This window comes from Caballeronia sp. LjRoot29 (assembly GCF_964252755.1).
In the GTDB taxonomy this organism is placed as follows: domain Bacteria; phylum Pseudomonadota; class Gammaproteobacteria; order Burkholderiales; family Burkholderiaceae; genus Caballeronia.
The window spans coordinates 231,871-255,046 of the sequence record NZ_CAXUPU020000004.1 but is presented as its reverse complement, the minus strand read 5'-3'; the positions used below and the strand labels follow the sequence as shown (position 1 = coordinate 255,046).

21 protein-coding genes and 1 pseudogene are annotated in these 23,176 nt (G+C 58.1%); 17 read left to right on the top strand and 5 right to left on the bottom strand.

Annotation, left to right across the window (positions count from 1 at the left end; genetic code table 11):
* The first annotated feature begins 208 nt into the window (after positions 1–208).
* From ACSQ83_RS06925 to ACSQ83_RS06905, 5 genes are all read left to right on the top strand, one after another.
* Positions 209–1,408, top strand: coding sequence for an L-dopachrome tautomerase-related protein (locus ACSQ83_RS06925; protein WP_436227623.1), 1,200 nt, complete (start codon positions 209–211; stop codon positions 1,406–1,408).
* Positions 1,409–1,783: 375 nt separating this feature from the next.
* Positions 1,784–2,140, top strand: a complete 357-nt coding sequence (locus ACSQ83_RS06920) for a response regulator (RefSeq protein WP_436227622.1) — start codon at positions 1,784–1,786, stop codon at positions 2,138–2,140.
* 102 nt (positions 2,141–2,242) lie between these two features.
* On the top strand, positions 2,243–2,794 hold the full coding sequence (locus ACSQ83_RS06915; RefSeq protein WP_414966634.1) for a DUF4142 domain-containing protein: 552 nt from the start codon (positions 2,243–2,245) through the stop codon (positions 2,792–2,794).
* 52 nt (positions 2,795–2,846) lie between these two features.
* A complete protein-coding gene (locus tag ACSQ83_RS06910; RefSeq protein ID WP_436227621.1) occupies positions 2,847–3,290 on the top strand; it encodes a DUF2231 domain-containing protein in 444 nt (147 codons plus the stop codon).
* A 79-nt stretch (positions 3,291–3,369) separates the two neighbouring features.
* Positions 3,370–4,602: a PQQ-dependent sugar dehydrogenase gene (locus ACSQ83_RS06905; protein ID WP_436227691.1), complete on the top strand. Its 1,233-nt coding sequence runs from the start codon at positions 3,370–3,372 to the stop codon at positions 4,600–4,602.
* Between the two features lie 72 nt (positions 4,603–4,674).
* Here ACSQ83_RS06905 and ACSQ83_RS06900 read toward each other — a convergent pair whose 3' ends face one another.
* Positions 4,675–6,474, bottom strand: coding sequence for a thiamine pyrophosphate-requiring protein (locus ACSQ83_RS06900; RefSeq protein ID WP_436227620.1), 1,800 nt, complete (start codon positions 6,472–6,474; stop codon positions 4,675–4,677).
* Between the two features lie 209 nt (positions 6,475–6,683).
* On the opposite strand from ACSQ83_RS06900, the gene ACSQ83_RS06895 reads away from it, so the two are divergent.
* Positions 6,684–7,268, top strand: a complete 585-nt coding sequence (locus tag ACSQ83_RS06895; RefSeq protein ID WP_414966637.1) for a DUF308 domain-containing protein — start codon at positions 6,684–6,686, stop codon at positions 7,266–7,268.
* Between the two features lie 154 nt (positions 7,269–7,422).
* Here the strand turns inward: ACSQ83_RS06895 and ACSQ83_RS06890 are convergent, their stop codons facing one another.
* The gene (locus ACSQ83_RS06890) at positions 7,423–8,169 is read right to left on the bottom strand and encodes a GntR family transcriptional regulator (RefSeq protein ID WP_414966638.1); all 747 of its coding nucleotides are present in this window, start codon (positions 8,167–8,169) and stop codon (positions 7,423–7,425) included.
* 81 nt (positions 8,170–8,250) lie between these two features.
* Between ACSQ83_RS06890 and ACSQ83_RS06885 the strand changes: the two genes are divergently transcribed.
* From ACSQ83_RS06885 to ACSQ83_RS06860, 6 genes are all read left to right on the top strand, one after another.
* Complete coding sequence (locus ACSQ83_RS06885) at positions 8,251–8,982, top strand: enoyl-CoA hydratase/isomerase family protein (RefSeq protein WP_436227619.1); 732 nt, start codon at positions 8,251–8,253, stop codon at positions 8,980–8,982.
* A 47-nt stretch (positions 8,983–9,029) separates the two neighbouring features.
* Positions 9,030–10,418, top strand: coding sequence for an MFS transporter (locus ACSQ83_RS06880; protein ID WP_436227618.1), 1,389 nt, complete (start codon positions 9,030–9,032; stop codon positions 10,416–10,418).
* A gap of 14 nt (positions 10,419–10,432) precedes the next feature.
* Complete coding sequence (locus ACSQ83_RS06875; protein WP_436227617.1) at positions 10,433–11,944, top strand: aldehyde dehydrogenase; 1,512 nt, start codon at positions 10,433–10,435, stop codon at positions 11,942–11,944.
* A gap of 568 nt (positions 11,945–12,512) precedes the next feature.
* The gene (locus tag ACSQ83_RS06870) at positions 12,513–12,857 is read left to right on the top strand and encodes a response regulator (RefSeq protein ID WP_436227616.1); all 345 of its coding nucleotides are present in this window, start codon (positions 12,513–12,515) and stop codon (positions 12,855–12,857) included.
* 355 nt (positions 12,858–13,212) lie between these two features.
* Positions 13,213–14,388 (top strand): GGDEF domain-containing protein, encoded by a 1,176-nt coding sequence (locus ACSQ83_RS06865; protein WP_414966643.1) that lies wholly within the window; start codon positions 13,213–13,215, stop codon positions 14,386–14,388.
* 354 nt (positions 14,389–14,742) lie between these two features.
* Complete coding sequence (locus ACSQ83_RS06860; RefSeq protein WP_436227615.1) at positions 14,743–15,627, top strand: cupin-like domain-containing protein; 885 nt, start codon at positions 14,743–14,745, stop codon at positions 15,625–15,627.
* A gap of 362 nt (positions 15,628–15,989) precedes the next feature.
* Here the strand turns inward: ACSQ83_RS06860 and ACSQ83_RS06855 are convergent, their stop codons facing one another.
* Entirely contained in the window at positions 15,990–16,325 is a 336-nt protein-coding gene (locus ACSQ83_RS06855; protein WP_414966645.1) for a hypothetical protein, read from the bottom strand.
* A gap of 700 nt (positions 16,326–17,025) precedes the next feature.
* Between ACSQ83_RS06855 and ACSQ83_RS06850 the strand changes: the two are divergent.
* Positions 17,026–17,366, top strand: a pseudogene (locus ACSQ83_RS06850) (ATP-binding cassette domain-containing protein); the annotation flags it as partial.
* 45 nt (positions 17,367–17,411) lie between these two features.
* Complete coding sequence (locus ACSQ83_RS06845; protein ID WP_414950695.1) at positions 17,412–18,839, top strand: DEAD/DEAH box helicase; 1,428 nt, start codon at positions 17,412–17,414, stop codon at positions 18,837–18,839.
* 185 nt (positions 18,840–19,024) lie between these two features.
* Here ACSQ83_RS06845 and ACSQ83_RS06840 read toward each other — a convergent pair whose 3' ends face one another.
* Both ACSQ83_RS06840 and ACSQ83_RS06835 read right to left on the bottom strand, forming a co-directional pair.
* Entirely contained in the window at positions 19,025–19,819 is a 795-nt protein-coding gene (locus ACSQ83_RS06840) for a hypothetical protein (protein ID WP_436227614.1), read from the bottom strand.
* Positions 19,820–19,921: 102 nt separating this feature from the next.
* Complete coding sequence (locus tag ACSQ83_RS06835; protein WP_414966647.1) at positions 19,922–20,485, bottom strand: hypothetical protein; 564 nt, start codon at positions 20,483–20,485, stop codon at positions 19,922–19,924.
* Between the two features lie 197 nt (positions 20,486–20,682).
* Between ACSQ83_RS06835 and ACSQ83_RS06830 the strand changes: the two genes are divergently transcribed.
* The 3 genes from ACSQ83_RS06830 (at position 20,683) to tssB (ending at position 23,160) form a co-directional block, all read left to right on the top strand.
* Complete coding sequence (locus ACSQ83_RS06830) at positions 20,683–21,381, top strand: hypothetical protein (protein WP_436227613.1); 699 nt, start codon at positions 20,683–20,685, stop codon at positions 21,379–21,381.
* Between the two features lie 184 nt (positions 21,382–21,565).
* Positions 21,566–22,627, top strand: coding sequence for a type VI secretion system protein TssA (gene tssA, locus ACSQ83_RS06825; protein ID WP_436227612.1), 1,062 nt, complete (start codon positions 21,566–21,568; stop codon positions 22,625–22,627).
* A gap of 32 nt (positions 22,628–22,659) precedes the next feature.
* On the top strand, positions 22,660–23,160 hold the full coding sequence (gene tssB, locus ACSQ83_RS06820) for a type VI secretion system contractile sheath small subunit (protein WP_414950615.1): 501 nt from the start codon (positions 22,660–22,662) through the stop codon (positions 23,158–23,160).
* The last annotated feature ends 16 nt before the right edge of the window (positions 23,161–23,176 follow it).

The window sequence follows — 23,176 nt, the reverse complement described above, 5'->3', positions numbered from 1 at the left end:
GGAGAACCATGATTTTTTTAAGGTTGTTAAGGACAGGAAACTAATCTCGTCAAAGGTGCGACTCCATTGACAGGCCTTTGCCGCGTGCCTACCATGAGTCATATAACGTTGAGTAATTACATATAAAAATAATAAGCCCACGCGTTTCAGCGCGCTCAAAGTTTGCCTGCTCGAACACGCTTGATCGAGATCGTAAGGAAAATAGCTAATGACGCAAGACTATTCCCCAAGGCGGATGCGGCGGCTGGTCCTCGCATCCATTGGCGCTGGATTCCTCGGCACCCTCTTCATGGGCACTGCGGCAAGCGCCGCCTTGTCTTCGATCCGGGCATCCGCCAGTCATACTCCGCGTCTCGAAACCGTCGCCACCTTCGGCGACGACTTCCGGCTCGTCGGTATAGGGGTTTCCAGGCACGGACGCGTCTTCGCCACCGCGCCGGCATCGGTCAAGCGTTCCCGCTATAGCATGGTCGAAGTCGATCCGGCAACCGGTGCCCTTACACCCTTTCCCGACGAAAGCTGGAACGACTTCAAACCTGATGAAGATGGCGCGCATCAATGGATTTCGGTGCAGGCGCTATGGGTCGATGAACAGGACCACCTGTGGGCGCTGGATTCGTCTTTGCCGTCGGTGGACCAGAGTCGTCAACCACCCAAGCTGGTCGAATTCGATCTCGCCACGCGCAAGGTCGTCCGCCAGTTCGACTACGAACATGTCGCCACACCTAAGGATTCGCTCAACGACATTCGCATCGACCTCAAGCACGGCTATGCCTACATCAGCAACGCAGGCAATGCGGGCGGCATCGTAGTCACAGACCTGAAAAGCGGTGAGTCGCGTCTTTTGCTCGCCGGAGACCGGTCGAGCGTGTCGGACCCGGCGCAGCACCTGATGTTCGGCGACCGTATTGCGCGCAAGCTCGACGGCGGGGTGCTTACACTGCAAACCGACGGCATCGCGATTTCTCCAGATCGCGAGTGGGTCTACTATCGGCCCCTGACGGACCACCATTATTGGCGCATCCCCACAGCTGCATTGATCGACAAATCGCTGTCTGCGAAAGACCTTTCCCAGCGCACGCAGTTCCTCGGAGACGGCGCGCTGACTGGAGGGCTGATCATGAGCGGAGCGGGAGTGTTATACGGTGGGGACCTTGAGAATCGTACCGTGGTCGCGTTCAATGTGATCGAGCGAGACGGCATACCGGCACTTACCCAAAGTACGTTCGTGGATAAGCATCCGCAGCTTTCGTGGGCCGACGGGTTTGCCATACAAAACGGCTACTTGTACATTGCGGATTCCCATCTGCATGAACTCAATTTTTCCAACGGTTATCCCCGCAAGGGTAAATTTGCGATTTTCCGTGTTCGATTACCGAAGCAGCCCGACCATGCGCTGGCGGGGTGAGACCGGCCGCGCCAGTTTGTGCCGCAAGTGCCGCAACGTCCGCGTATGGCGATATCTCAATTGCTTCTAGATCAAAGGCGGAGCACATCAAGAAGTGCCCGCATATCAAGTGCGGAGTTTGTCGAAGCAATTGATATGCCCCAGCCCCGATGATTTGCGAGCGGTGCGAGAGGCAACGATCCGCTTAGCAACCGTCTGTGTTCTCACTGGCATTGAGACAAGAATATGGATCGACCGGCGACAGCACCGCTCTTCGCGGCGTCTCGCTTCAAGGAGTTCTGGATTGCCGGCGGTGTCGCAAAAGCGATGCTTCGGCTCGAGCAGCTGGCAGTCGCATGATGGGCTTGGTCACTGTCTGCATTGGGACGTGGCCACTTGGAACGGTCATCGCCGGTGCGATGTCGGGTCCGCCAGGGTCTTTGGGCGCACTTGGAGCTTGAGGAGGATGCGGCCTTGTTTGTCTCGGCCCGATTGCCGCGGCAGCCCGTCGCCGCGCAATTCAACCCGCATGTGATCATCATGGATATCTCCATGCCGGAATTCGACGGCTATCAAGCGGCGCTCGCGTTAAGAGATGACGTGCGTACGAGAGAGGTTGCCATCGTTGCATTCACCGCATTCGACGAAGCCGAGGTACAGCAACACATCGTAGGCCACGAGTTCGACGCTTATTGCCAAAAGGGACAGGCACCGTTGCGGCTTGCCACCTCGGTTACGCTTTTTGCCCATTGAAGGGTTGAGGTCGCCACGCTCAACGCGAATGCACAGCGTGTGGAACGGCAGTTGCTGCAACTCCAGCGTACGAGATCCTGATAACCGATTCTGGAGAAGTAAATGAAGACAACACCATTAGCCGCGCTGCTTGCCAGCTGCCTGATCGTAGGGGCGCCCTTGGCTCAAGCCCAAAACGCTACTGAAGCGGCTTCGACCACAGCGGCCAATCCTCTTTCGGACGCCGATAAAGCCTTTGTTCAAGCGGCGTCGAGTTCCTCGTCGACCGAAATTGACGCGAGCAAGCTTGCCATGACCCGGTCCAGCGACAAGGACGTCAAGTCGTTTGCCCGTCATATGATGATGGACCATACCAAGTTGACGGTGCAGCTGAAGATGGCGGCGCCCAAGGGCGTGGTCGTACCGAAGGACAATTCCGACACAGCATTGCTCGACTCGCTCAAGCCGCTGAAGGGCAAGGATTTTGACAACGCTTACATCAGCAAGGTTGGGCTGGAAGGCCACAAGCAAGCGGTGGACGCGTTTCAGAAGGAAGTGTCGGATGGGCAGAACGCCGACCTGAAGCAGGCCGCGCAGAAGGCACTCCCGACGATCCAGAAGCACTATCAGATGGCACAGAAGCTTGCGCAACAGAAGGGCGTGGCAGCTGACTAGAAAGATTACCGCTAACTGCATTCGCCTGAAGTCTTTAAAAGAGGACTTTCCCATGACTCCAACCAGCCCGAGATACCGGTCAAGATGGGCCACGGCGGTGTTCGATCTGCTCAACCCGATCCCTTACGGTCTCTTCGTAGGCACCCTGATCTTCGACATTCTTTACGCAAACACTGACAATGTTTTCTGGGCGAAAGGGGCGGCGTGGCTCGTTACCGTAGGACTTTTCTTTGCGATCGTCCCACGGCTGATCAATCTTGGCCACGTCTGGATTGGACCGCGCTACTCGGTAACGCGCATAGAGAGGCTCGACTTCTGGTTGAACCTGCTGGGCATCGTCGCGGCAATTCTTAACGCATTTGTTCATAGCCGTGATGCGTACGGAATAGTTCCGGAGAACGTGATTCTCTCGGTGATCACGGTGGTACTACTCAGCGTTGGACACATTGCGCTCGCATTCGATAAGTTCCGTTTCAAGGAGGCGGCTCGTGAATAAGGTCATCTTGTGCAGCGTTATCGCGATCACCGGCGCCACCTTGATTAGCGGATGCAGTGAACGGGCCAAATATAACGATATGGCGCAGGCCGGAGCCAATCCGCCCTTGCCGAGCGCGAAGAGCTTCTTCACGCCGCCAATGCAAGTACCGAAGTACGTCGGTTGGCAGAACGGAGAAACGCCTAAGGTTGCGGACGGCCTGAAGATCCAGAGCATCGCCTCCGGACTCGAACATCCGCGCCAGGTCTACTGTCTTCCCAATGGCGACATCCTGGTGGCTGAATCGAACAGCCCGGATGCGGAGCCTGTTACCTCGCCGAAGCAGTTGATTGCCGGGCTGGTAACAGGGCGCTCGGGCAAAAAAGGGAAGGGCGGCAATCGCATCACGTTGCTGCGCAAGCGCACTGACGGCAGTGGAGAATGGGACAAACATGTGTTCATCGATCACTTGCATTCGCCGTTTGGCATGCAGCTGATTGGCGACACGCTTTACGTGGCCGACACGGACGCAATACTTAAGTATCCGTACAAATCTGGCGAGACCAGCATGTCGTCTCCCGGCGTTGAACTTGCCGACCTTCCGGACAAGGTCAACCATCACTGGACCAAGGCGCTTCTCGCGAGCCCCGACGGCAAGAAGCTGTATGTTGGCGTGGGCTCGAACAGCAATGTCACCGAGAATGGTCTCGACGTCGAATACCGGCGCGCAAACGTACTGGAAGTCGATGTTGCGACAGGCGCCAGCCGCATTTTTGCGGCCGGGATACGCAACCCGACCGGGCTGCAATGGGAGCCGAAAACGGGACAGCTTTGGGCAGTAGCGAATGAACGTGACGAGATCGGCGCGGATCTGGTGCCGGACTATCTGACCTCGGTGAAAGACGGTGGTTTTTACGGCTGGCCGTACAGTTACTACGGCCAGCACGTAGACCGGCGGGTCCAGCCGCAGCGCCCCGACCTGGTCGCCAAGGCGATCAAGCCGGACTATGCCATTGGGTCCCACGTCGCACCGCTCGGGCTGCTGTTCTATACCGGTAGCGACCTGCCGGCGCAGTATCGCGGCGGGGCTTTCATCGGTGAACACGGCAGTTGGAATCGTTCGCCGTTAAGCGGTTATGCGGTCACTTATGTCGCGTTCGAGAATGGCAATCCTGTGGGTGCACCAAAGCCTGTCGTCACCGGCTTCGCGTCCGATGACGAAAAAGAATTGCACGGCGCACCGGTCGGGCTGGCGCAGGACAAAGGCGGCGCGCTCATCATTGCCGACGACGTGGGCAATACCGTCTGGCGCGTGACAAAAACCGGCGGCTAGGGCTTAGGCACTTAACCCCACGACGGGGTCACGTGCCCGGATGGTTTGCCGGGCGCGGAGTGCTATTGGTTTTTATGGCCGGTTTTTATGACCGGGAAGCACTGCGCCTAGAACCTGCTTGGCGGTATCGATGATCACGTTGCCCTGGTCCGGGTCGCCCTTCATCAATGTCGATGCGAATGCCTTGGCCTGCGCGAGCGTGATATGCGGCGGCAAAGGGGCCACGTTCGGATCGGTCTTCACTTCGATGACGACAGGGCAATCCGAGGCGAGCGCCTCGTCCCAGGCGGTGCCCATCTTGTCGGCGTCGTCTACGAAAATTCCTTTCAAGCCGATCAGCTCGGCAAACTTGTGATACGCGACAGATGGAATGGCCTGAGATGCCTCGAACTTTGGGTCGCCTTCCATGACGCGCTGTTCCCACGTCACCTGATTCAGGTCCTCGTTGTTCAGCACCATGCAAATCCAGCGCGGATTCGCCCATTGCTTCCAGTATTTCGCCACGGTGATCAGTTCGGCCATGTTATTCATCTGCATGGCGCCGTCGCCAACGATGGCGATCACGGGCCGCTCCGGATGCGCAAATTTCGCCGCGATGGCGTAGGGGACAGCAGCGCCCATCGATGCAAGTCCGCCCGATAACGAACACATCATGCCGCGCTGGACCTTCAGGTCGCGTGCATACCAGTTGGCGCACGAGCCCGAATCGCTCGTGACAATCGCATTGGAAGGTATGCGCGGCGAAAGCTCCCACACGGTGCGCTGCGGATTGACGCCGCCTTTGGCCGCTTCGTGTGCTCGCCGGTCGAGCGTTTGCCACCAGTCCGCGGTCCAGCCTTCAATCGTCTTGCGCCAGCCGCGGTCCTGCTTTTCTTCAAGAAGCGGCAATAAGGCACGCAGGGTCTCAGCACTGTCGCCCACGAGGTTCACTTCCATGGGATAACGCAGGCTCAGCATATCGGCTTTGAGATCGATCTGAACGCCACGCGCCGCGCCTTCTTTCGGCAAGAACTCCGCATAGGGAAAGCCCGAGCCGATCATGAGCAGCGTGTCGCAATGAGTCATCAACTCATAACTCGGCTTGGTACCAAGCAGTCCGATGGAGCCCGTGACCCACGGCAGGTCGTCCGGAAGCACGGCTTTGCCCAAGAGCGCCTTGGCGACGCCGGCCCCGAGTTTGTCCGCTACGGCGATCACTTCATCGGTCGCTTTCAATGCACCCGCACCGACGAGAATCGCCACCTTCTTGCCCGCGTTGAGTACATCCGCCGCTTGTTGCAAGTCGTCGGCATAGGGGATCGTCTTCGGGCCACGGTAGCCCACGCCTGAATGCACTGTTCCATGCTTTCGAGCGGGCGCCTCGTACTCGAGATCCTGCAAATCGTTTGGAAGGATGAGCGCGGTGACGGTACGCTCGGCAAGTGCCACGCGCACGGCGCGATCGACAAGGTGGCGGACCTGCGAAGGAACGCTCGCTTGCTGCACGAATGCGCCGGCCACGTCCTTGAATAAAGATGCGAGATCCAGTTCCTGCTGGTAGTGCCCGCCAAGCGACGCACGGGCTTGCTGGCCTACGATTGCCAGCACTGGCATGTGATCCATTCGTGCGTCGTAAAGGCCCGTGATCAAGTGAGACGCGCCAGGTCCTGACGTCGCAATACAGACGCCGAGCTCGCCTGTAAATTTTGCGTGCGCCGCTGCCATGAATGCTGCCATTTCTTCATGACGGGCCTGGATAAATTCAATTTTTCCATCAGCGCGATTAAGTGCGCCGAACACGCCGTTGATGCCGTCCCCGGGGTAACCAAAGATGCGGCGTACGCCCCACGAATAGAGACGATCGACGAGGAAGTCGCCAACAGTTGCGGCCATGGGATGCTCCAGGGAAAAGTGGCGGATACCGTCGCTACAGCAATGCGCATTCCCTGCTCGGGCGCTGCTTCGCTCAGAGCTTTGGCAGCGGCGTTTCACCCAACGTCCTGAAGCGGATCGGTCATTTGACCGATGCCGTCAAGGAAGATCGAATGCCATCATCCCTATCACTGTCCAGACGCGGTCGACCCAATCTCAAAGGAATTTAAATGGCTACTCATTCAACTGACACCACCCGCATTCAAGATGAGCGGTGGCTCAAGCAATACTATTTTGCCCGTGCGGCGTTTTCTGTCGTGTGGGTCGCGCTCGTGTTCACTATCGGGCAGCATGCCGCGATGATCGGAGCAGCACTGCTCATCGTCTATCCCTTATGGGATGCGGCGGCCAACTACGTCGACATGTCGCGTAGCGGCGGGATGCGCAAGAACCTTACCCAAGCTTTTAACGTCTTCGTTAGCGCAGCGATAGCGGTTGCGGTGATTGTTGTATTGAACGCTGACACAAGCCTGGTCCTCGATGTATTCGGAGCCTGGGCCGTGCTATCCGGATTACTTCAGCTTGCCACCGCCGTTCGTCGCTGGAAGCGTTTTGGTGCGCAATGGGCAATGATTTTGAGCGGCGGGCAGTCGGCGCTTGCGGGCGTGTTTTTTATCGCGCAGGCCCATGCATCGGTGCCGCCTGCAATTATCAAAGTGGCCGGATATGCAGGGGTCGGCGCGATCTATTTCCTTGTCTCCGCCGTGTGGTTATCGGTAGGCCAATTGCGGCGCAAGTCGGCATCGGCGCATTGAGGAACTGGATTGCGGCGGCTGTGATCGTGTGATTGCGAGCGGACTGTGCAGACGCCCTGGAAGCTGAACGCGCTCTCCGCTTACCTGGAAAATAAGGCGCGCAGCGGCGACCCATAAGGGAACCCGCGAATGCGCCAAGCGTTGCGAGAAATGTTCAGCCATCCGTTTCCTTCAATACTGCCGTCGCCGCTTCGCACGCGCCGCGCAATTGTTCGCGCATCAGGTCTTGCACGCATTTATCGCCAGTGGAAATCGCGTCCTTGATCTTCACGGCTTGTTCAAACGACGCAAGCATCCGGCCGCCACGCGCCATTGCGATTCGTCGCAGGCGGCGTACCGGACCCATCAGGCTCGCGTGCGTGACCTGAAGCGTGCGGTTATCGGCTAAGGTCATCACGATCGAATAGAAACGGTCGAGCGCATCGACGTAGGCCGCAGGGTCATTGGCGCTGACATTAGCGCGCATCTCGCCGATCACGTCTTCCAGCTGGGCGCGCCCGAGCGTCGTGATATTTTCCGCGCAAAGCTGAACCGCGAGGCACTCAAGCGCGGCGCGCACCGTATAAATCTCCGCCACGTCGCGCAGCGTCACCGACCGCACGAACGCCCCGACGCGCGCGACAACCGTCACCAGACCCTCGCGTTCAAGCTGCGCAAACGCCTCGCGCATGGGCGTGCGGCTGACGTTCAGCTGCTTCGCGACCTGTACCTCCGACAGCCGGCTTCCCGGCGCCAGCACGCCTTCCACGATCGCTTCGCGCAACGCAGGCACCACTACGCCATCGCTCAGCGAGTCGCCGGACGCGTCGATCATGCGCATTTTCGAGTGATATTTGCGGCCGATCGCTTCGAGCGCTTGCTCGGGCACATTGGCGGGATTGTCCGCGTTGGCGAGTTTCATTGCAGGGACCATTGACTTTCCGTTGTTCGATGAATACGCTGTATACAGCTTATACAGGGTGATTATACAACAGGAGGCTGCTTGGACCACGCGCGCTTGCGGGACCCGGTCGTGATCGATCGATTGGGCGAAGTTTTAACGTTTACGCTGAACAATACGGCTGCCGGCAACGAAGTCACCGGGCCCATGTTCGACGCCATGATCGCTGCGCTGCGTAGCGAAGCAACGCTGCCCGCAGCCCGTGTGCTGCGTATTCGAGCACGCGGCGATGTGTTTTGCACAGGGCGCGAGCGCGCCGGAACCGACGCGGCGTCGATCCATCGAGAGGTATCCCGGCTGATCGAATTGAAGCGGCTATTGCGAGCATCGCCGATGATTTCGATCGCCGAAGTACAGGGCGATGCGCTCGGTTTCGGCTTCGGCCTCGCCATTCTTTGCGACTTCACGCTGGTTTCCGGCGGCGCGAAACTGGCCTTTCCCGAGATGCGCAAGGGCTTGCCGCCCGCCGCGATCATGGCGTATCTCGGCCGGTACGCACTCCCCAAGCACGTGTTCCCGATGGTTCTTTTCGGCGATCCGGTCACGCCCGACGCCGCACTCAATGCCGGTCTTGTGACGCGCGTCTGCGCGCGCGACACGCTGCAAGCGGAAGCTGATGCGCTCACGGACCGGATCCTCGCACTCGACGACGCCGGCGCGCGCCAGTGCAAGTCCTTCTTCCAGAACGCCGAGGAAAGCTCGCTCGAACACAACTTCCGATGCGCGACTGAAACGCTGACGGTATCGGCGTTGCGTCTGATGGCATCGAAGTAACCGGCCATGTATTACGACAAACCCTCGATGGTTTGCAGGAGACGGAAATGAATGTGAATGCAGGCGCACGCCTGGACCGGCTGCCGGTATCGGGTTTTCACAAGCGCATCATGTGGCTGATCGGGATCGGCATGTTCTTCGATGGCTTCGATATCTACGTGGCGTCGACGGTCCTTGGCGCCACGCTGCAAAGCGGCTTTTCAACGCTCGGCCAGAATGCGCTGTTTGTATCGCTGACGTTCCTCGGCATGATGATCGGCTCGCTCGCGACCGGTTTTCTGGGTGATCGTTTTGGCCGCCGTTTCACCTATCAAACCAACCTGATGGTCTTCGGCATTGCGTCGCTAGGCGCAGCGCTGGCGCCGAACATGATGGTGCTGATCGCGTTTCGATTCGTGATGGGCCTGGGGCTCGGCGCGGAAAATGTCGTCGGCTATTCGACGCTGACAGAGTTCGCACCGCCTGCATCGCGTGGAAAAATGCAGGGACTGATGGCCGTATTCGTCGTTTCCGGATTGCCGGTGGCGGGCTTGATCGGACTCTTCCTGATCCCCGCAATGGGGTGGCGGGCGATGTTCGTGCTGGGCGGAATCGGCGCAATCGGCGTGTGGTATGCGCGTAAATCGTTGCCTGAATCGCCGCGTTGGCTGGAGTCGGTCGGGCGAAATCAGGATGCCGAAGCAATCCTTTCGAAGATCGAAACCGAGGTGATGGCCGAACATGGCGGCACGTTGCCGGCGCCATCGCCCAAGCCTTCCGTTGCGCCATCGCGTGCGCTCGGCTCGCTGTTTACCGGCGCGATGCTGCCGCGCATGATCGTTGGATGCGTGACGCTGGTGGTGATCAACACCTTGCTGTACGGATTTGTTACGTGGCTGCCGACGTTCTTCGTGCATCAGGGGTTCAGCATTGCCAAGTCGTTTGGATATGCGCTGGTGATGTCTATCGGCGCGCCTATTGGTTCGGGCATCGGTGCATTGACCGCTGACAGATGGGGGCGCAAGCCGACGATAATCGGCGCGTCGGTTCTGGCGATCATCTTCGGCGCGATCTATCCGTTCGTGAGCAACCCGATCATGTTGCCGGTTGTCGGCTTGCTGCTCGTGATCCCTATTTATGTGCTCGTGGCGTTGCTGTTCGCGATCTATGTGCCCGAGTTGTTTCCGACTGAAGTGCGCCTGCGTGCATCGGGTATCTGCAACACGCTCGGCCGAGGTGCGACCATCGTCACGCCGTTCATTGTCGTCGCGCTCTTCGGGCATTACGGGGTGGTCGGCGTGCTTGCGTTGATGATCGGCCTGCTTGCCATTCAGATCGTGGTGGTGGCGTGGCTCGGTGTGGAACCGACTGGCCAGCGCCTGGAAGATATTCAGCCGACGGACGCGCCCGCGCGCCTCAATGTCGGCGCCGATACGCGGGTATCCCCGCTCAAGTAAATGGAGAAAGCAAGATGGATGCAGTGAATAAGCAGTTCCTGAGCGCGCAATTGTTCATCGACGGAAAGTTCATCGATGCCGGGTCAGGCGAGATCATGGACATTATCAATCCCGCCGATGGCGCCGCGATCGGCACGTTGTCGAAGGCGTCGGCGCAAGACGTCGACCGCGCGGTGCAATGCGCGCACAACGCGTTTGAAAGCGGCGTCTGGCGCGACATGCCGTTCCAGCAACGCGCGCGCGTGCTGAACCGTTTCGCCGATCTGTTCGAAGCCGACCTCGAGAACTTCTACAAGCTCGAGACGCTCAACAACGGCCGCCCAATCGTTGAAACGCGCGCGCAGATTTCGCGCTTGCCGCAGTTTTACCGATACTTCGCCGCGCTTGCGCTCACGCGACGCAGCGATGTGATTCCTATCGAAGGCCCGTATCTTTGTTATACGCAGCGCGTGCCGCTCGGCGTGTGTGCGTTGATGACATCGTTCAATCATCCGTTGATGATCTTGTCGAAGAGCCTCGCCCCCGCGCTCGCGACGGGCAATAGCGTCGTGATCAAGGCATCGGAACAAACGCCTCTCACGACCGTGCGTCTCGTCGCATTGTTGCAGCAGGCGGGCGTTCCTGACGGCGTGGTGAATGTGATCAACGGTGAGGGCAAGGAGGCGGGCGCGGCGCTCGCGCGCCATCCGCTGATCGCGAAGGTTGTGTTTACCGGCGGCACCGAAGTCGGCCGCTCAATTGGCGAAGCGGCCGCGCAGACCTTCGCGCTGACGACGCTCGAACTGGGCGGCAAGGGGGCGGTGATCCTGTTCGATGACATGGATATCGATCGCGCGGTGAACGGCGCGGCGTTCGCGGCGTTTATCGGGGCAGGGCAGACTTGCGTATGCGGCGCGCGGTTGCTGGTGCAGGAGACCATCTACGAAAAATTCCTGGAGAAATTCCGCGCGAAGGTCGAGGCGATTCGCGTCGGGAATCCCGCCGATCTGAACACGCAATTGGGACCGGTTATTTCCGCGCGTTCGCGTACGCGCATTCTCGGCATGCTGGAACGCGGCATTGCGGACGGCGCGAAATTGCTCGCGGGCGGCGGCATTCCCCCGCATTTGAGCGAAGGTTTCTACCTGCAACCCACCGCGTTTTACCATGTCGATCCGAAATCGGAACTCGGCCAGGGCGAGGTGTTTGGTCCTGTCACGGTGATCATGCCGTTCAAGGACGAAGCGGATGCGCTTCGCATTGCCAACGATACCCAGTTCGGTCTCGCGGCGTCCGTGTGGACGCTCGACGTAGCGCGTGCACATCGCGTGGCGAGCAAACTGGTGTTCGGCATGGTGTGGATCAACGATCATCATCGGCTGGATCCGGCTTCGCCCTGGGGCGGCTTCAAGAATAGCGGCGTGGGACGTGAAACCGGAATCGAGTCGTTCGATCAGTTCAGCGAGCCGCGCGCCGTGACCGTCAACACGAGCGGCGTCACGGTCGACTGGTATGCCGACGATGGTCAGTTGAAGCGCCTTAATTAAGAATAAACGCGTTTTTTGCAGATGGCCGGTTCGACGGACCGGCCGCTCAGCGTTCAGCGTCAGCTCATTCGTGAACGGCGTAAGCTATAAGAAGCACGGGGTCCGCCGCATAGCGGCTCAATAGATTATTCGACCCTTTAAGCCCGGTCGTTGAAAATCGTCACGCCTACATTTCCGCGCGCTGTTCAAACGCAAAACGGGCTGTCTCCGCGGCAATGAGAGCCACTTCATGCGGGAGAAACCTTCCGTGTCAGGCGCGTAGCGCATCTTCTGGAATGCCGCTACCCGTTATCCCAAGTGCGGATATCAAGCAATTTCGGCGCCGAAAAGAAATGCAAGATCGGGTACTGGCTCCAGTCGAAATTCGGCATGTTGGGCGTATCGCATCGTGAACCATCGTTCGCTCCCGTGGCAGGATTCGAGTTGCCGGGTAGAATTGACGGCGATCGCACCTGCGTCGCTCGCCGGCAGCAAGTGTAATCAGTCACGCGTTCCAGCCACTCCAATAAACGAAATCACAAACGTATATGGCTGAGAACAATCCAAACTGAGACCTGGGAGTAAAGCCTTGAACGTCTTGTTTGTTGACGACAATCCTGCTTCGGCCGATGCGCTGGCCACGCTCGCGGCGGCGTTGGGACACGAAGCATCCGTTGCGTACGATAGTCAGGCAGCCATTGCCCTTGCGCGCAGCACGACTTTCGATTTGATCCTCCTGGACATCCAGCTTGGAGAGGCAGATGGGCGAGACGTTTGCGCAGACATACGGCGCGAAGGCTCTTCAAGGGATTCTCAAATTGTCGCGATGACAGGGCAAGTTGGATTGGAGCAAGGCGTCAGTCTCGGCGACTTCAATGGTTACGTATTGAAGCCCCTTGAATTCGACCGCCTTGAAGAGCTGTTGACGTCGTAACCGATTACTCGGCCGCTACGCCTTAGCGATGTTTTTCGCAGCAAGCCTTCAGTATTCCCGCAATTGGCCGATAACTACAGTGGTTGCCGAAATCCAGCGCTCGATTCAAAGCCTGCGATTCGACGCGCTTCGTTTAGGTCACGGGCGATTCGTCAACAAGCAGGCATTTTTCGGCAAGCTGTCGAACCGTGCTCGGCCGAATGAGCCGATGCCCAGCGGTAATCGAAACCCTCTCGGCGTTACGCTTTGTGCATCCAGGGCCTGCCTCGACGGTTAACCGTTCTATTAACCATTACCAAATTTTTTGCGTAGAATCGCCGCCGCGATGCACCGGCGCAGGCCTTTCTCCACAGCAATGCACTTTGACCTTCTGACCCTCTATTTCCTCATCATCGGGACACTTTTCGCCAGTTCCGGGATGACGCTCTGGGAGCATCGAACGCATCCCAGACGCAGCAAGGAATTGAAAATACTCGCAGCAGGCTACGCCACGCTTGCCATCGGATGTGCGGCGGTAACGGTTCGCACCAAGTTGCCCGGTGCGACGGGCTCCGCCTTGAGCAACCTCGTTATCGTCACCGGCTATCTATTGGTCCTGCAAGGCGTTGCATCCTTAAGCGGCCGGCAATACCGTAACAGCTCCATCGCTTTGCTCATCTTGCTGGCGCTCACATGGGCCGTGGCCGGCGCGCGCTGGGCGGACTCAGTGTGGTACTACGCAAGCGCGATACCGATCGCGTTGGCCAGTGGCGTGACGTCTTTCGAGCTGCTGCGATGCGAGGGCATGAAATTGATGCCATCGCGGCACATCGCGGTGTTGGTGACGGGTATCCATACGCTCCTTTATGCTGCCAGAGCGTTCATCTTGCCGTTGCTGGCGACACGGTACGGGCGAGACGTGGTGTCGGTCGCCAGCAACGTTACGATGTACGAGGGCGTCCTGTATTCGGTTGTTCTGCCGATGACCCTGCTGAAGTTGATCCGCGAGGAGACTCATGGCGAGCTTCTGCGAGACTCTCAAACGGACTACCTGACCCGTCTTGGCAATCGCCGATGGTTTTTCGAAGAGGGCGCGCGCGTGATCCTCGATGCAGAACCACGTCGGCCGATCTCTCTCCTCGCATTCGATCTCGATCTTTTCAAGACCATTAATGATCGATACGGTCATAAGACGGGTGACGAGGTACTGAAAGTATTTGGCGACGTTGCCCGGAGCGTGGTGGGTCCGGATGCCATTCTTGCGCGCATCGGCGGAGAAGAGTTCGCTGCGCTGCTTCCTCGCCATGACAGCCTTCGCGCCAAAGACGTGGGCGAGACTGTCGTTAAACGATTCGCTGAGACGATCCCGCACAGGATTGACGGCGTCGCGATACAAGCAACGGTCAGCATTGGGCTCGCACAACTCGGTGCCGAAGCTCCCACGCTTGCCGACCTGCTGGCAGCGGCCGATGCGGCGTTATACAACGCGAAGTCGCTCGGCGGCAATCGGGTCGTATTAGCGCAAGCCGCCTCACGCGCGGCGCTTTCCTGACGATGGTGAGCGGCTGCAAATAAGGCACACCCGGTCGAAAATTCAAGTCAGCTACTAGCGAAACGGTGCCGCTGAAAGCGAAATGTATATAACGTCCAGTGGACACGATGCATCCCAAGGATGCTGTGTCGATTCAGACGCGTTCACCGCCCGCTTACTTCAGAAAGCATTTTTCGGAAGACACAGTCGCAAACCGTTAGTGGTATTGCGCACAGTTGCCCCGTTTCTCATCAAGTAGTATTCGGATGGTTTTTCGGGCCGGGCGGCGCGAAGCTATGGTCCTCGGAGTTCAACGGGTCCGTTTTACACCGCTTGTGTTTTCCTGCGCTAATCTCAAGTGTGCGGAGCAAATCCATGTTGACCGGTTCCTCCTCTGTTCAGGCTACGAAGCAATGGAGTACCGTCGATCCCCTCGCGGAATGTCGACGTGCGCTTCATAAAGAGGCGTTCGCAGCGCGTCATCCGCTCGCCGGCCATCCGCTATTTTCCATTGAGTCGCTGACAAAAGTGGCTGAAGAGGCGGCCAAGCGCAGGGACGACATCTATGTCGATGCCGGCGATCTCTCGCTTGCTGACAAATGGGGAACAACGCCCAGTCCCAACATGACGATCCCCGAGATCATCGACCGCATCGACACCGCGGGCGCATGGCTCGTGATGAAACATGTCGAGGCCAATCCGGCCTATAAAGCGCTGCTCGAAGAATACGAGGCCTTCGTGCGCGAGATTGCCGGACCGGAAGGCTCAAGACTCCTGAGCAACGCCGAAATGCTGGTGTTCATCACATCGCCGCGGCGCAAGACGCCTTATCATTTCGATTCCGAGGTCAATTTCCTGGTGCAGCTACAGGGGTCCAAGGACCTTTGGGTGTGCGATCCGATGGACCGCAGTGTGACCACTGAAGAAGAGATAGAGCAATATTATTCGGTCTCGATTACTGCGGGTACTTACAAACCGCACGCCGAGACGGTCGCCCGGCAATTCACGCTTCAACCCGGCGATGCAGTGCATATCCCGACCCACGCTGCGCATTGGGTGCAAAACCACGACAACGTATCTATCTCGCTCAGCCTCAACATGGAATTCCCGCATCACTATGGGGATACTTACCGTGCCAACCATCATCTTCGCAAGCTTGGGCTGAAGCCTCGGCCGCCGGGGACTTCGCAACTCGCTGACCGCTCCAAGCTCGCCGCGATGAAAGGCCTGCGGCAAGTAAAATCCCTGATCGCTCGCTAGGCTTTCGCCATTGGTCCATCCACCCAACGACGTCCGTGACGTCGTGCTTGGGTGCGGTGAACGTCATACCATTTACGTTATTACTGGCGAAGCCGAAACCGGCAGTGATAACCTCACGTCCCCGTGAACACATACTGCAAAATGCGATGGCCTCGTGGGAAGGTAGAAGACTTGAAGGGTGAAGTCCGACACTAACCGGAAGCTCCGACCTTCGGGCGAGGCCTTGACTATTTCCCACACAACACACAGCCGGCATCATTGCTGCAGCTAGCTCGTTTCTTGGCCGCGATGTAAGCGCCAAAGGACGCCCGCGAAGCGTTTAACGCGCTTGTTGTCTTCAAAAAAGGAAGTGACGCGTTCACTCAAGCGGGTGCGAACACCACAGCCCCCGCACCCTCGATATGCGTGAAGCTTCGAAAGAACCGGTACTGAAGTTCGCCGACTGTTATCTGATTCGCACCGGACTTCGTCAAGGCAAGAATCTCATCAGCCAAGGCGGTCGTGATAGTTCCGCAGTTCTTCAAGTCGTTCCACTCACCCGCGGCCTCGCCCATGAGAATTGAAACGATGCCGCTCTCTCGCCGCATGACGATGCTCATTCCCTCGTCGAGCGAGCGTTCGAAGTATTTAGCGAACGTCAGCAGCGACTCTGGCGAGTCGTCGTGCGCACCGCTGGCCAAGTCAGGCGCAGTAGTCATCGATTCTTTCCCCTAAACGACCGTTGCAAGGACGCGCGTGTTTGTAGGCGCTAGTCACGGGATTCAACGCTGTTCTCGTCAGTGCACTCCTCGACGGTGGGCCTAGGTCGCGCCGCAGCTTTGTCGAAATCACCGCTCGCATCGCTACGCAGAATTTCTCTGCAGGCGCCGGCCAAACATCCTTATAAAGAAAAGAGTGCGGCCGCGGATTAGTGTGAGACAGCTTCCATTCTATCGGCGTTGTGCAGAGGCTGAACAGAAGTCTCCTGCTTGTCATCCGAAGACCACTTTGCGGCTTGCCGGAATTTTGTCCGGTACAGCCAACTTCGATTTCGCATCCCTGCTTGGAACTTTCCCTACCAAAGTACTTTACTGACGCACCGGCCAATAACTGGTCAGGCGGCGCGAGACGTTACTACGCTTGCGATCGCCTTGGTCCGAGGTCATTACCCGGTTCGTCCGTCGTCGCTATCCATTACCAAAAGCAGGGCAAAGGGTACAGAAAATGTGGCTGGTTGACTCTAATTGGCGGGTTACTCTATTTTCAACGCACAAAGAATGACGAATCCGAAACCGACGGTGACTGATTTCGCAGTTAGCCCAACAATTCGATTTTTATTCGTCCATCCGTGATTCTATTTCGCTTGCGGATAGCTATCGGCGCAACTTTCCGGCTGCGCTGAATCCAGGCGCCATAGACGAAATTCTCACCGCTCAAAATCTGTCCAGGATTTTCGGGCAAAAGATTGAGCGGGCAGCCGAGATGCTTCGGCAAGGTCGTGGAAGGAATGAGATTTTCGAGCAGACGGGCAGCATGGTCGCGGTCGATAACGTTAGTCTCGGCGTTCGGGCGGGCGAAATCTTCGTGATCATGGGACTTTCCGGCTCCGGAAAATCGACACGCGTGCGTCTCCTTAACCGCCTGATCGAGCCGACTTCGGGCAAGGTGGTCCTTGAAGGTCGCGATATCGCCCCGATGTCGACCCCGAATTGCGTGAAGTGCGGCGTCGAAAGATGGCAATGGTATTTCAGTCCTTCGCTCCAGGCGGTAACGCTAAAATTGCGGCTTTAGCCCGGAATACGCCAATGTCTTTTGCCTCGCTCGGCCTGATTGATCCCTTGCTGCGTACTCTGCAGGACCTTAATTATCAGACACCTACGCCGGTGCAGGCTGAGGCGATTCCTGCCGTGCTCAGTGGCCGCGACGTCATGGCCGCGGCACAGACCGGCACGGGCAAAACGGCGGGCTTTGCGTTGCCGCTATTGCAACGGCTGGTGCAACACGGCCCGGCGGTGTCCAGCAACCGTGCGCGCGTCCTGGTGCTGGTGCCTACGCGTGAACTGGCCGAACAAGTGCTGCAAAGTTTTATCGACTACGGCAAAGGCCTCGGCTTACGATTTCTGGCCGCCTATGGCGGTGTGAGTATCAACCCGCAGATGATGACGTTGCGCAAAGGCGTGGATGTGCTCGTTGCCACGCCGGGCCGTTTGCTGGATCTCAATCGCCAGAACGCAGTGCAGTTGGATCAAGTACAAACGCTGGTGCTGGATGAAGCCGACCGCATGCTGGATCTCGGCTTTTCGCGCGAACTCAACGCCGTCTTTGCCGCGTTGCCCACTCAGCGCCAGACCCTGCTGTTCTCCGCTACCTTTACCGACGATATCCGCGCCATGGCGGCGGCCATTCTGCGCAGCCCGGTCAACATCAGCGTCGGCTCGCCCAATGCCACGGCCAGCAAGATCAAGCAATGGGTAGTGACGGTCGATAAAAAAAACAAGCCTGACCTCTTTATGCACCTGGTGGCTCAGAACAACTGGGAGCATGCGCTGGTGTTCGTCAAAACCCGCATTGGCGTGGATTACCTGGCGGCCATGCTGGATGAAGCGGGTTATTCGGTTGACACCATCCACGGCGACAAACCGCAGCCCGCGCGCCTGCGTGCGCTGGAACGCTTCAAGAGGGGTGAGGTACATATGCTGGTAGCCACCGATGTCGCTTCGCGCGGGCTGGATATCGACGACTTGCCGCTGGTGATCAACGTTGATCTGCCGATCGTGGCGCAAGACTATGTGCATCGTATTGGCCGTACCGGTCGCGCGGGCGCGAGCGGTGTAGCGGTGTCCCTTGTGTGTGCCGATGAAGCGCCGCAACTGGCCGCGATCGAAGCGCTGATCCGGCAAACGCTGCCCCGTGAAGAAGAGCCGGGTTTCGAAGCGGAACACCGCGTGCCGCAAACCAGTGCGACAGGCCAGATTATCAAGAAACCCAAAAAGCCAAAGAAGCCGAAAGTGCCGGGCGCCGTGCAGGTGCCCAGCGATAAACCACGCCCGCAAAGTGGCGAAAACAAACGCAAGCCTGCGGTTCAACGCGCTGCGGCTGAGGATAAAGGCTCGAGCTTCGCCAGCGGTAGCCCATTCAACGTGCAGAAGCCACGCAGCAAACCGACTAGCAAGCCAGTTGCGGATTCACGTAAGCCGGCTGGCAAACCCGCTGGTGGCAGCGGCAAACGCTAACCTTGAGTTGAGGGGCGCGTGGAGTGAGTTGCCACGCCCGGAACCAAGGCGCGTTAGCGTTACTTCGGCGACGGAGTCCCTTTCAGATCGGTGCCAGGCGGAAGATCGTTGACCGTTGCCGAACGCATGCGGAGCGTGCCCGCCAGCGTCGGCGTTGGCTTTACGTTGGCGTTATCAGGCACACCTTAGATCGTTGCTGCACGTGGCCGCAGTACTGCCAATGACGGGATTTTGACTCTCGCCACTTCACCGTTAGTTCGCTGCTGGCCGGAAAATTTGTATGTCCATACATCCGCCGACCGGCCATCCCAACGCTTATTGAACACTTTATCGATTCCATCGTTAACGACGACAGACTTAAAGATAGTCCACTCCATGGCTGCAGTTTTTCGGCAGATAAAATAGAGGCCCGACGCCGGGTGTGTAAAAAGCGCGGGGTCCCAGTAATCATTGATATTTTGCTCCGGTTCCCCGCGCGTTCTCTTATCGGCGTTGATGCTCTGGAGATGCTGAAATCCTGTTCTCGCGTAGGCCGCGTCATTGGCATACATTCCATTGGCGTCGTGACAGAACTTGATTGTTTTTGCAGGAGGATTGGCGTAGATCCGCAGGGAGCATCCATTCATGCCGGCGGTCAGCGCTATGGTTCCCACAGGTACGTCATAGTCAACGTCGCATTCGCCGACAGCTCCCGGAATGTAAGGGTACCAGTATGTGTTGCCATTACCACCCGGTGTCACTGTCAGAGCCGAGACCGCAGTAGAGTGCTCATAGTCAAGCTTCGTTGTAATGTTACGTTCACCCGTGAGCCCTAGCGCATCGTAGTGACGTCCGCCTCCCACAATACAAGGGCCGCCGAGGTTCGACGCACCCAATTGCCTGAAGATCAGCGATCTATTTGTCAGGGCGCCGGCCGGCGCGGATTGAAAAACCCGCCAGGCATTGACGGCGCCTTCTTCTTCGCTTTGGTTCGTGAACATATATCCGCTCTTCGCTTAAGCATGATGTTGCGCCTCGTACAATCGCGTGCCGCCCTATGCAGGGTTAAGATAACTCGCTACAAGAATGAATTCGCCAGGCGTTCAAGGCGATGGCACGATCACATAATCCCTATTACTTCGGATAGCGTAATAATGTGTGATTCCTTGTACGGGCGTTGCGACAGCGAGAACGCACAGCGTGCTGTACTGAGAGAGGTTTCCGGACGCGTGATCAAGGAAATTGCCGATCATCCCTTTTGTGACTAATTCGTCGGCAAGTTGGAACCCGGGTGCATCCTTCATTTCGTTCCATCGCGTTTTGCTCGGCGCGTCGCCCGTACTGGTCTGAGCGGTATCCACATGGCAAACCCGCGTAGTACCCTGGTTGTTGTAGACAGCCATGGTGCATCCGGTGAATGGCCCGCTGATCGTCTGGCGTCCCTGCATGACCGCGTAGCTGATAGCGCCCGCAACGTAGGGCAAAATGTTCACCCGTTCGTCCCCGGTCTCATCGCTGAAAAAGATGATCTGTGTCCCGGACATCCTGTAAGTGCCGCGAATGCCTCTGTCCAGCTCGGCCGCGTCACCTCCAACAATACCCCCACCGTCAAGCAGGTCTGCAAGACCAACGAGCTTGGTTCCGACTGATATACGACTTGCAAGCATAGGTTCGTCCTTTCGGTTGAATGTGTATTGCGCGTTGTTGCATTTTTCCTTCCCGGCTATTAAAGCCCTGCTGATTCAACAGTTCACCGTTGCGATCTATTCCACGTCGCAATGAAATCCCCTCGCGGCTACCGATGGAATAAGACGCATCGCCCGGCTGTTCCTTGGCGCATGAACAGCCGCTACCCGGAGATGCGATGAAAGCAAGAATGACCATCGACAACTTGTCGATTCCCTACGAGAGAATTACGACGGTAGGAGGGCGCCTATCGAGCGATCCTGCAGGTCATCACTTCGACCTGAGCTTTCGCGTGAACGTGACGCCGCGCAAGTTAGGCAAGTTGTCGGGCACGGACATCGAGAGCCCGGTGCTGCAATGGAACGAGCGCATTGAATGGTTCCGCTACGACGATGAAACCCGGCAGTGGGAGTTTGTCGGTGAAGTCGAGAAGGACATGTATGCGTTCAAGCCTGCCTCGAACACCTTCAGGATCTGGCATTCCTACCGGCATCTGATGGCGACGGACGATACCAACCGTCCGCCCGCCGCGCTCAAAGCGATGAAAAGCGATGAAGAGGCGAAGAAGTGGATTGCGGAGAACGGCTTCTCATGGAACCTGGCCATTCGCGACGTGCCCGCAATGGGAATCGCCGGCGGCTCGGGCGGCGGCGGTGGCGACAGTCTCGTGACCGGGGACACGCGGCGTCGCGTCATCTATTTCGATTTAGGATTTTCAGGCCACGCGGAGCGCGTCAAGCTTGTGCAGATCCTGGAGACGTTCAAGGGGCAACTCACCATTTGCCACCTGATTCGAGGCGACATACAGAAGGCGACGGTGGACCATCCGCAGAATCTCGACCGATGGCGTTTCCAGTTATCGAGCGGCGTTCGCTGAATCCAGATAAACATGGGACGCTTGTTTCATTCAGAAACATCTTTAGTGTGCGGCGCGTGAAAACCAGTGAAAACAAAACGGAATAAACCCGCTTTCAGGATGTTGTGTTGGGTAAGAGACGCGTTAATCAATGTCCGAATGCGTCTGAACCCGTTATCTAACCGAGCCGTTTTGAAGTTCCAAAATGACAAGTGAATTCATCACCCACACAGAATGGGCCGCCTGGTTCGAGGACATCTCCCCAGAGCTTGTTTGCGGCGCGGATCTCGAATACGACGCCTCTTTCCGGCTGTTGGAAGAAGCGGTCGACGGGAAGCCCGAAGCGGAATACGGCAAGACTGTAGTCGCTGCCGTGCCGCCCGACTGGATCGCGGCGAATACGTTGTGCGTCGAGTTGATGTCGTGCAGCCGCGACTTGAGAGTGGTTGCCTACCTGTCGCGGGCGCGTCTTGCCATCGAAGGCGTCGCTGGATTTGCCGACGCACTCGCGCTTGCCGATAGCCTGCTTGAACGTCATTGGAGTCACGTGCATCCGCAACTCGATGCCAACGATGGCAACGATCCTACGGCACGTATCAATGCGCTCGCGGCGTTCGTGGATACATCGGGCGTGCTGGCGGAATTGCTCGACACCCCATTGTTACCGCAGCTTCCATCGCAAACGTTGGCGCTCACGTTGCGCGAATGGTTCTACGCCAACGGCGATACGCCGCCGCTCGCCGCACGCGCCGTCATGAGCCTTGCGGAAATCGAAGCGGCGATTGCAGCCTCGGTTGATCGCGCGGTATCGCTGAAGGCTGCATTTAGTGCGGCGTTGGCGCATGCGGAACGGATTGAAGTCGTGCTGGCGGAGCGCGTTGGCATGGCGCGGGCGCTGGACCTCGCTGCGTTGAAGGCGCCGTTGCGAAGAGGGGAAACGCTCATTGGCGATTGCCTGGAAAAATTGGGCATTGGTAAAACGCTGGAACCCGATGCGCTCGCGATCACGCAAGCATCGTTCGTGACCGACACCCCTGCGCCGGCAACGAACCAACTTGCCACGCGGGCCGACGTGATCGCGACGCTCGACCGGCTGTGCGACTACTACGCGCGCCACGAACCATCGAGTCCAGTGCCGCTGTTGTTGCATCGCGCGCGTGGTCTTGTCGACAAGTCGTTCGTCGATTTGCTGAAGGACCTTGCGCCCGAAGGGCTGGCTCAACTGACCAGCGTAGTTGGAACGGCCGGCATGTCGGCACCCGAATAGCTCGTTCGATTCATTCACTGGAGAAGAGGAAGATGGCCAAGGAAAGCAGTCAGAAATTCATCGCACGCAATCGTGCACCGCGCGTACAGATTGAATATGACGTCGAAGTTTACGGCTCGGAGAAGAAGGTCAATCTGCCCTTCGTGATGGGCGTTTTATCCGATCTCTCGGGAACGCCCGAAGAGTCGCTGCAGCCGGTGGCGGATCGCAAGTTCCTCGAAATCGACATCGACAATTTTGACGAACGCCTGCGTTCCATGAAACCGCGTGTTGCCATGCAGGTCGAGAACACGCTGACGGGCAACGGCAAGATGGGCGTGGACATGACGTTCGAAAGCATGGACGACTTCTCGCCGGCGGCGATCGCCCGCAAGGTCGAGCCGCTTGCAAAGTTGCTGGAAGCACGCGGCCAGTTGCAGAACCTGCTGACCTATATGGACGGCAAGACCGACGCGGAGAAGCTGGTCAGCAAGCTGCTGGAAGATCCGGCTCTTCTCAGCGCGCTGGCGTCTGCGCCCAAGCCGCAAGCGTGATCCTGCACGCCTGAAG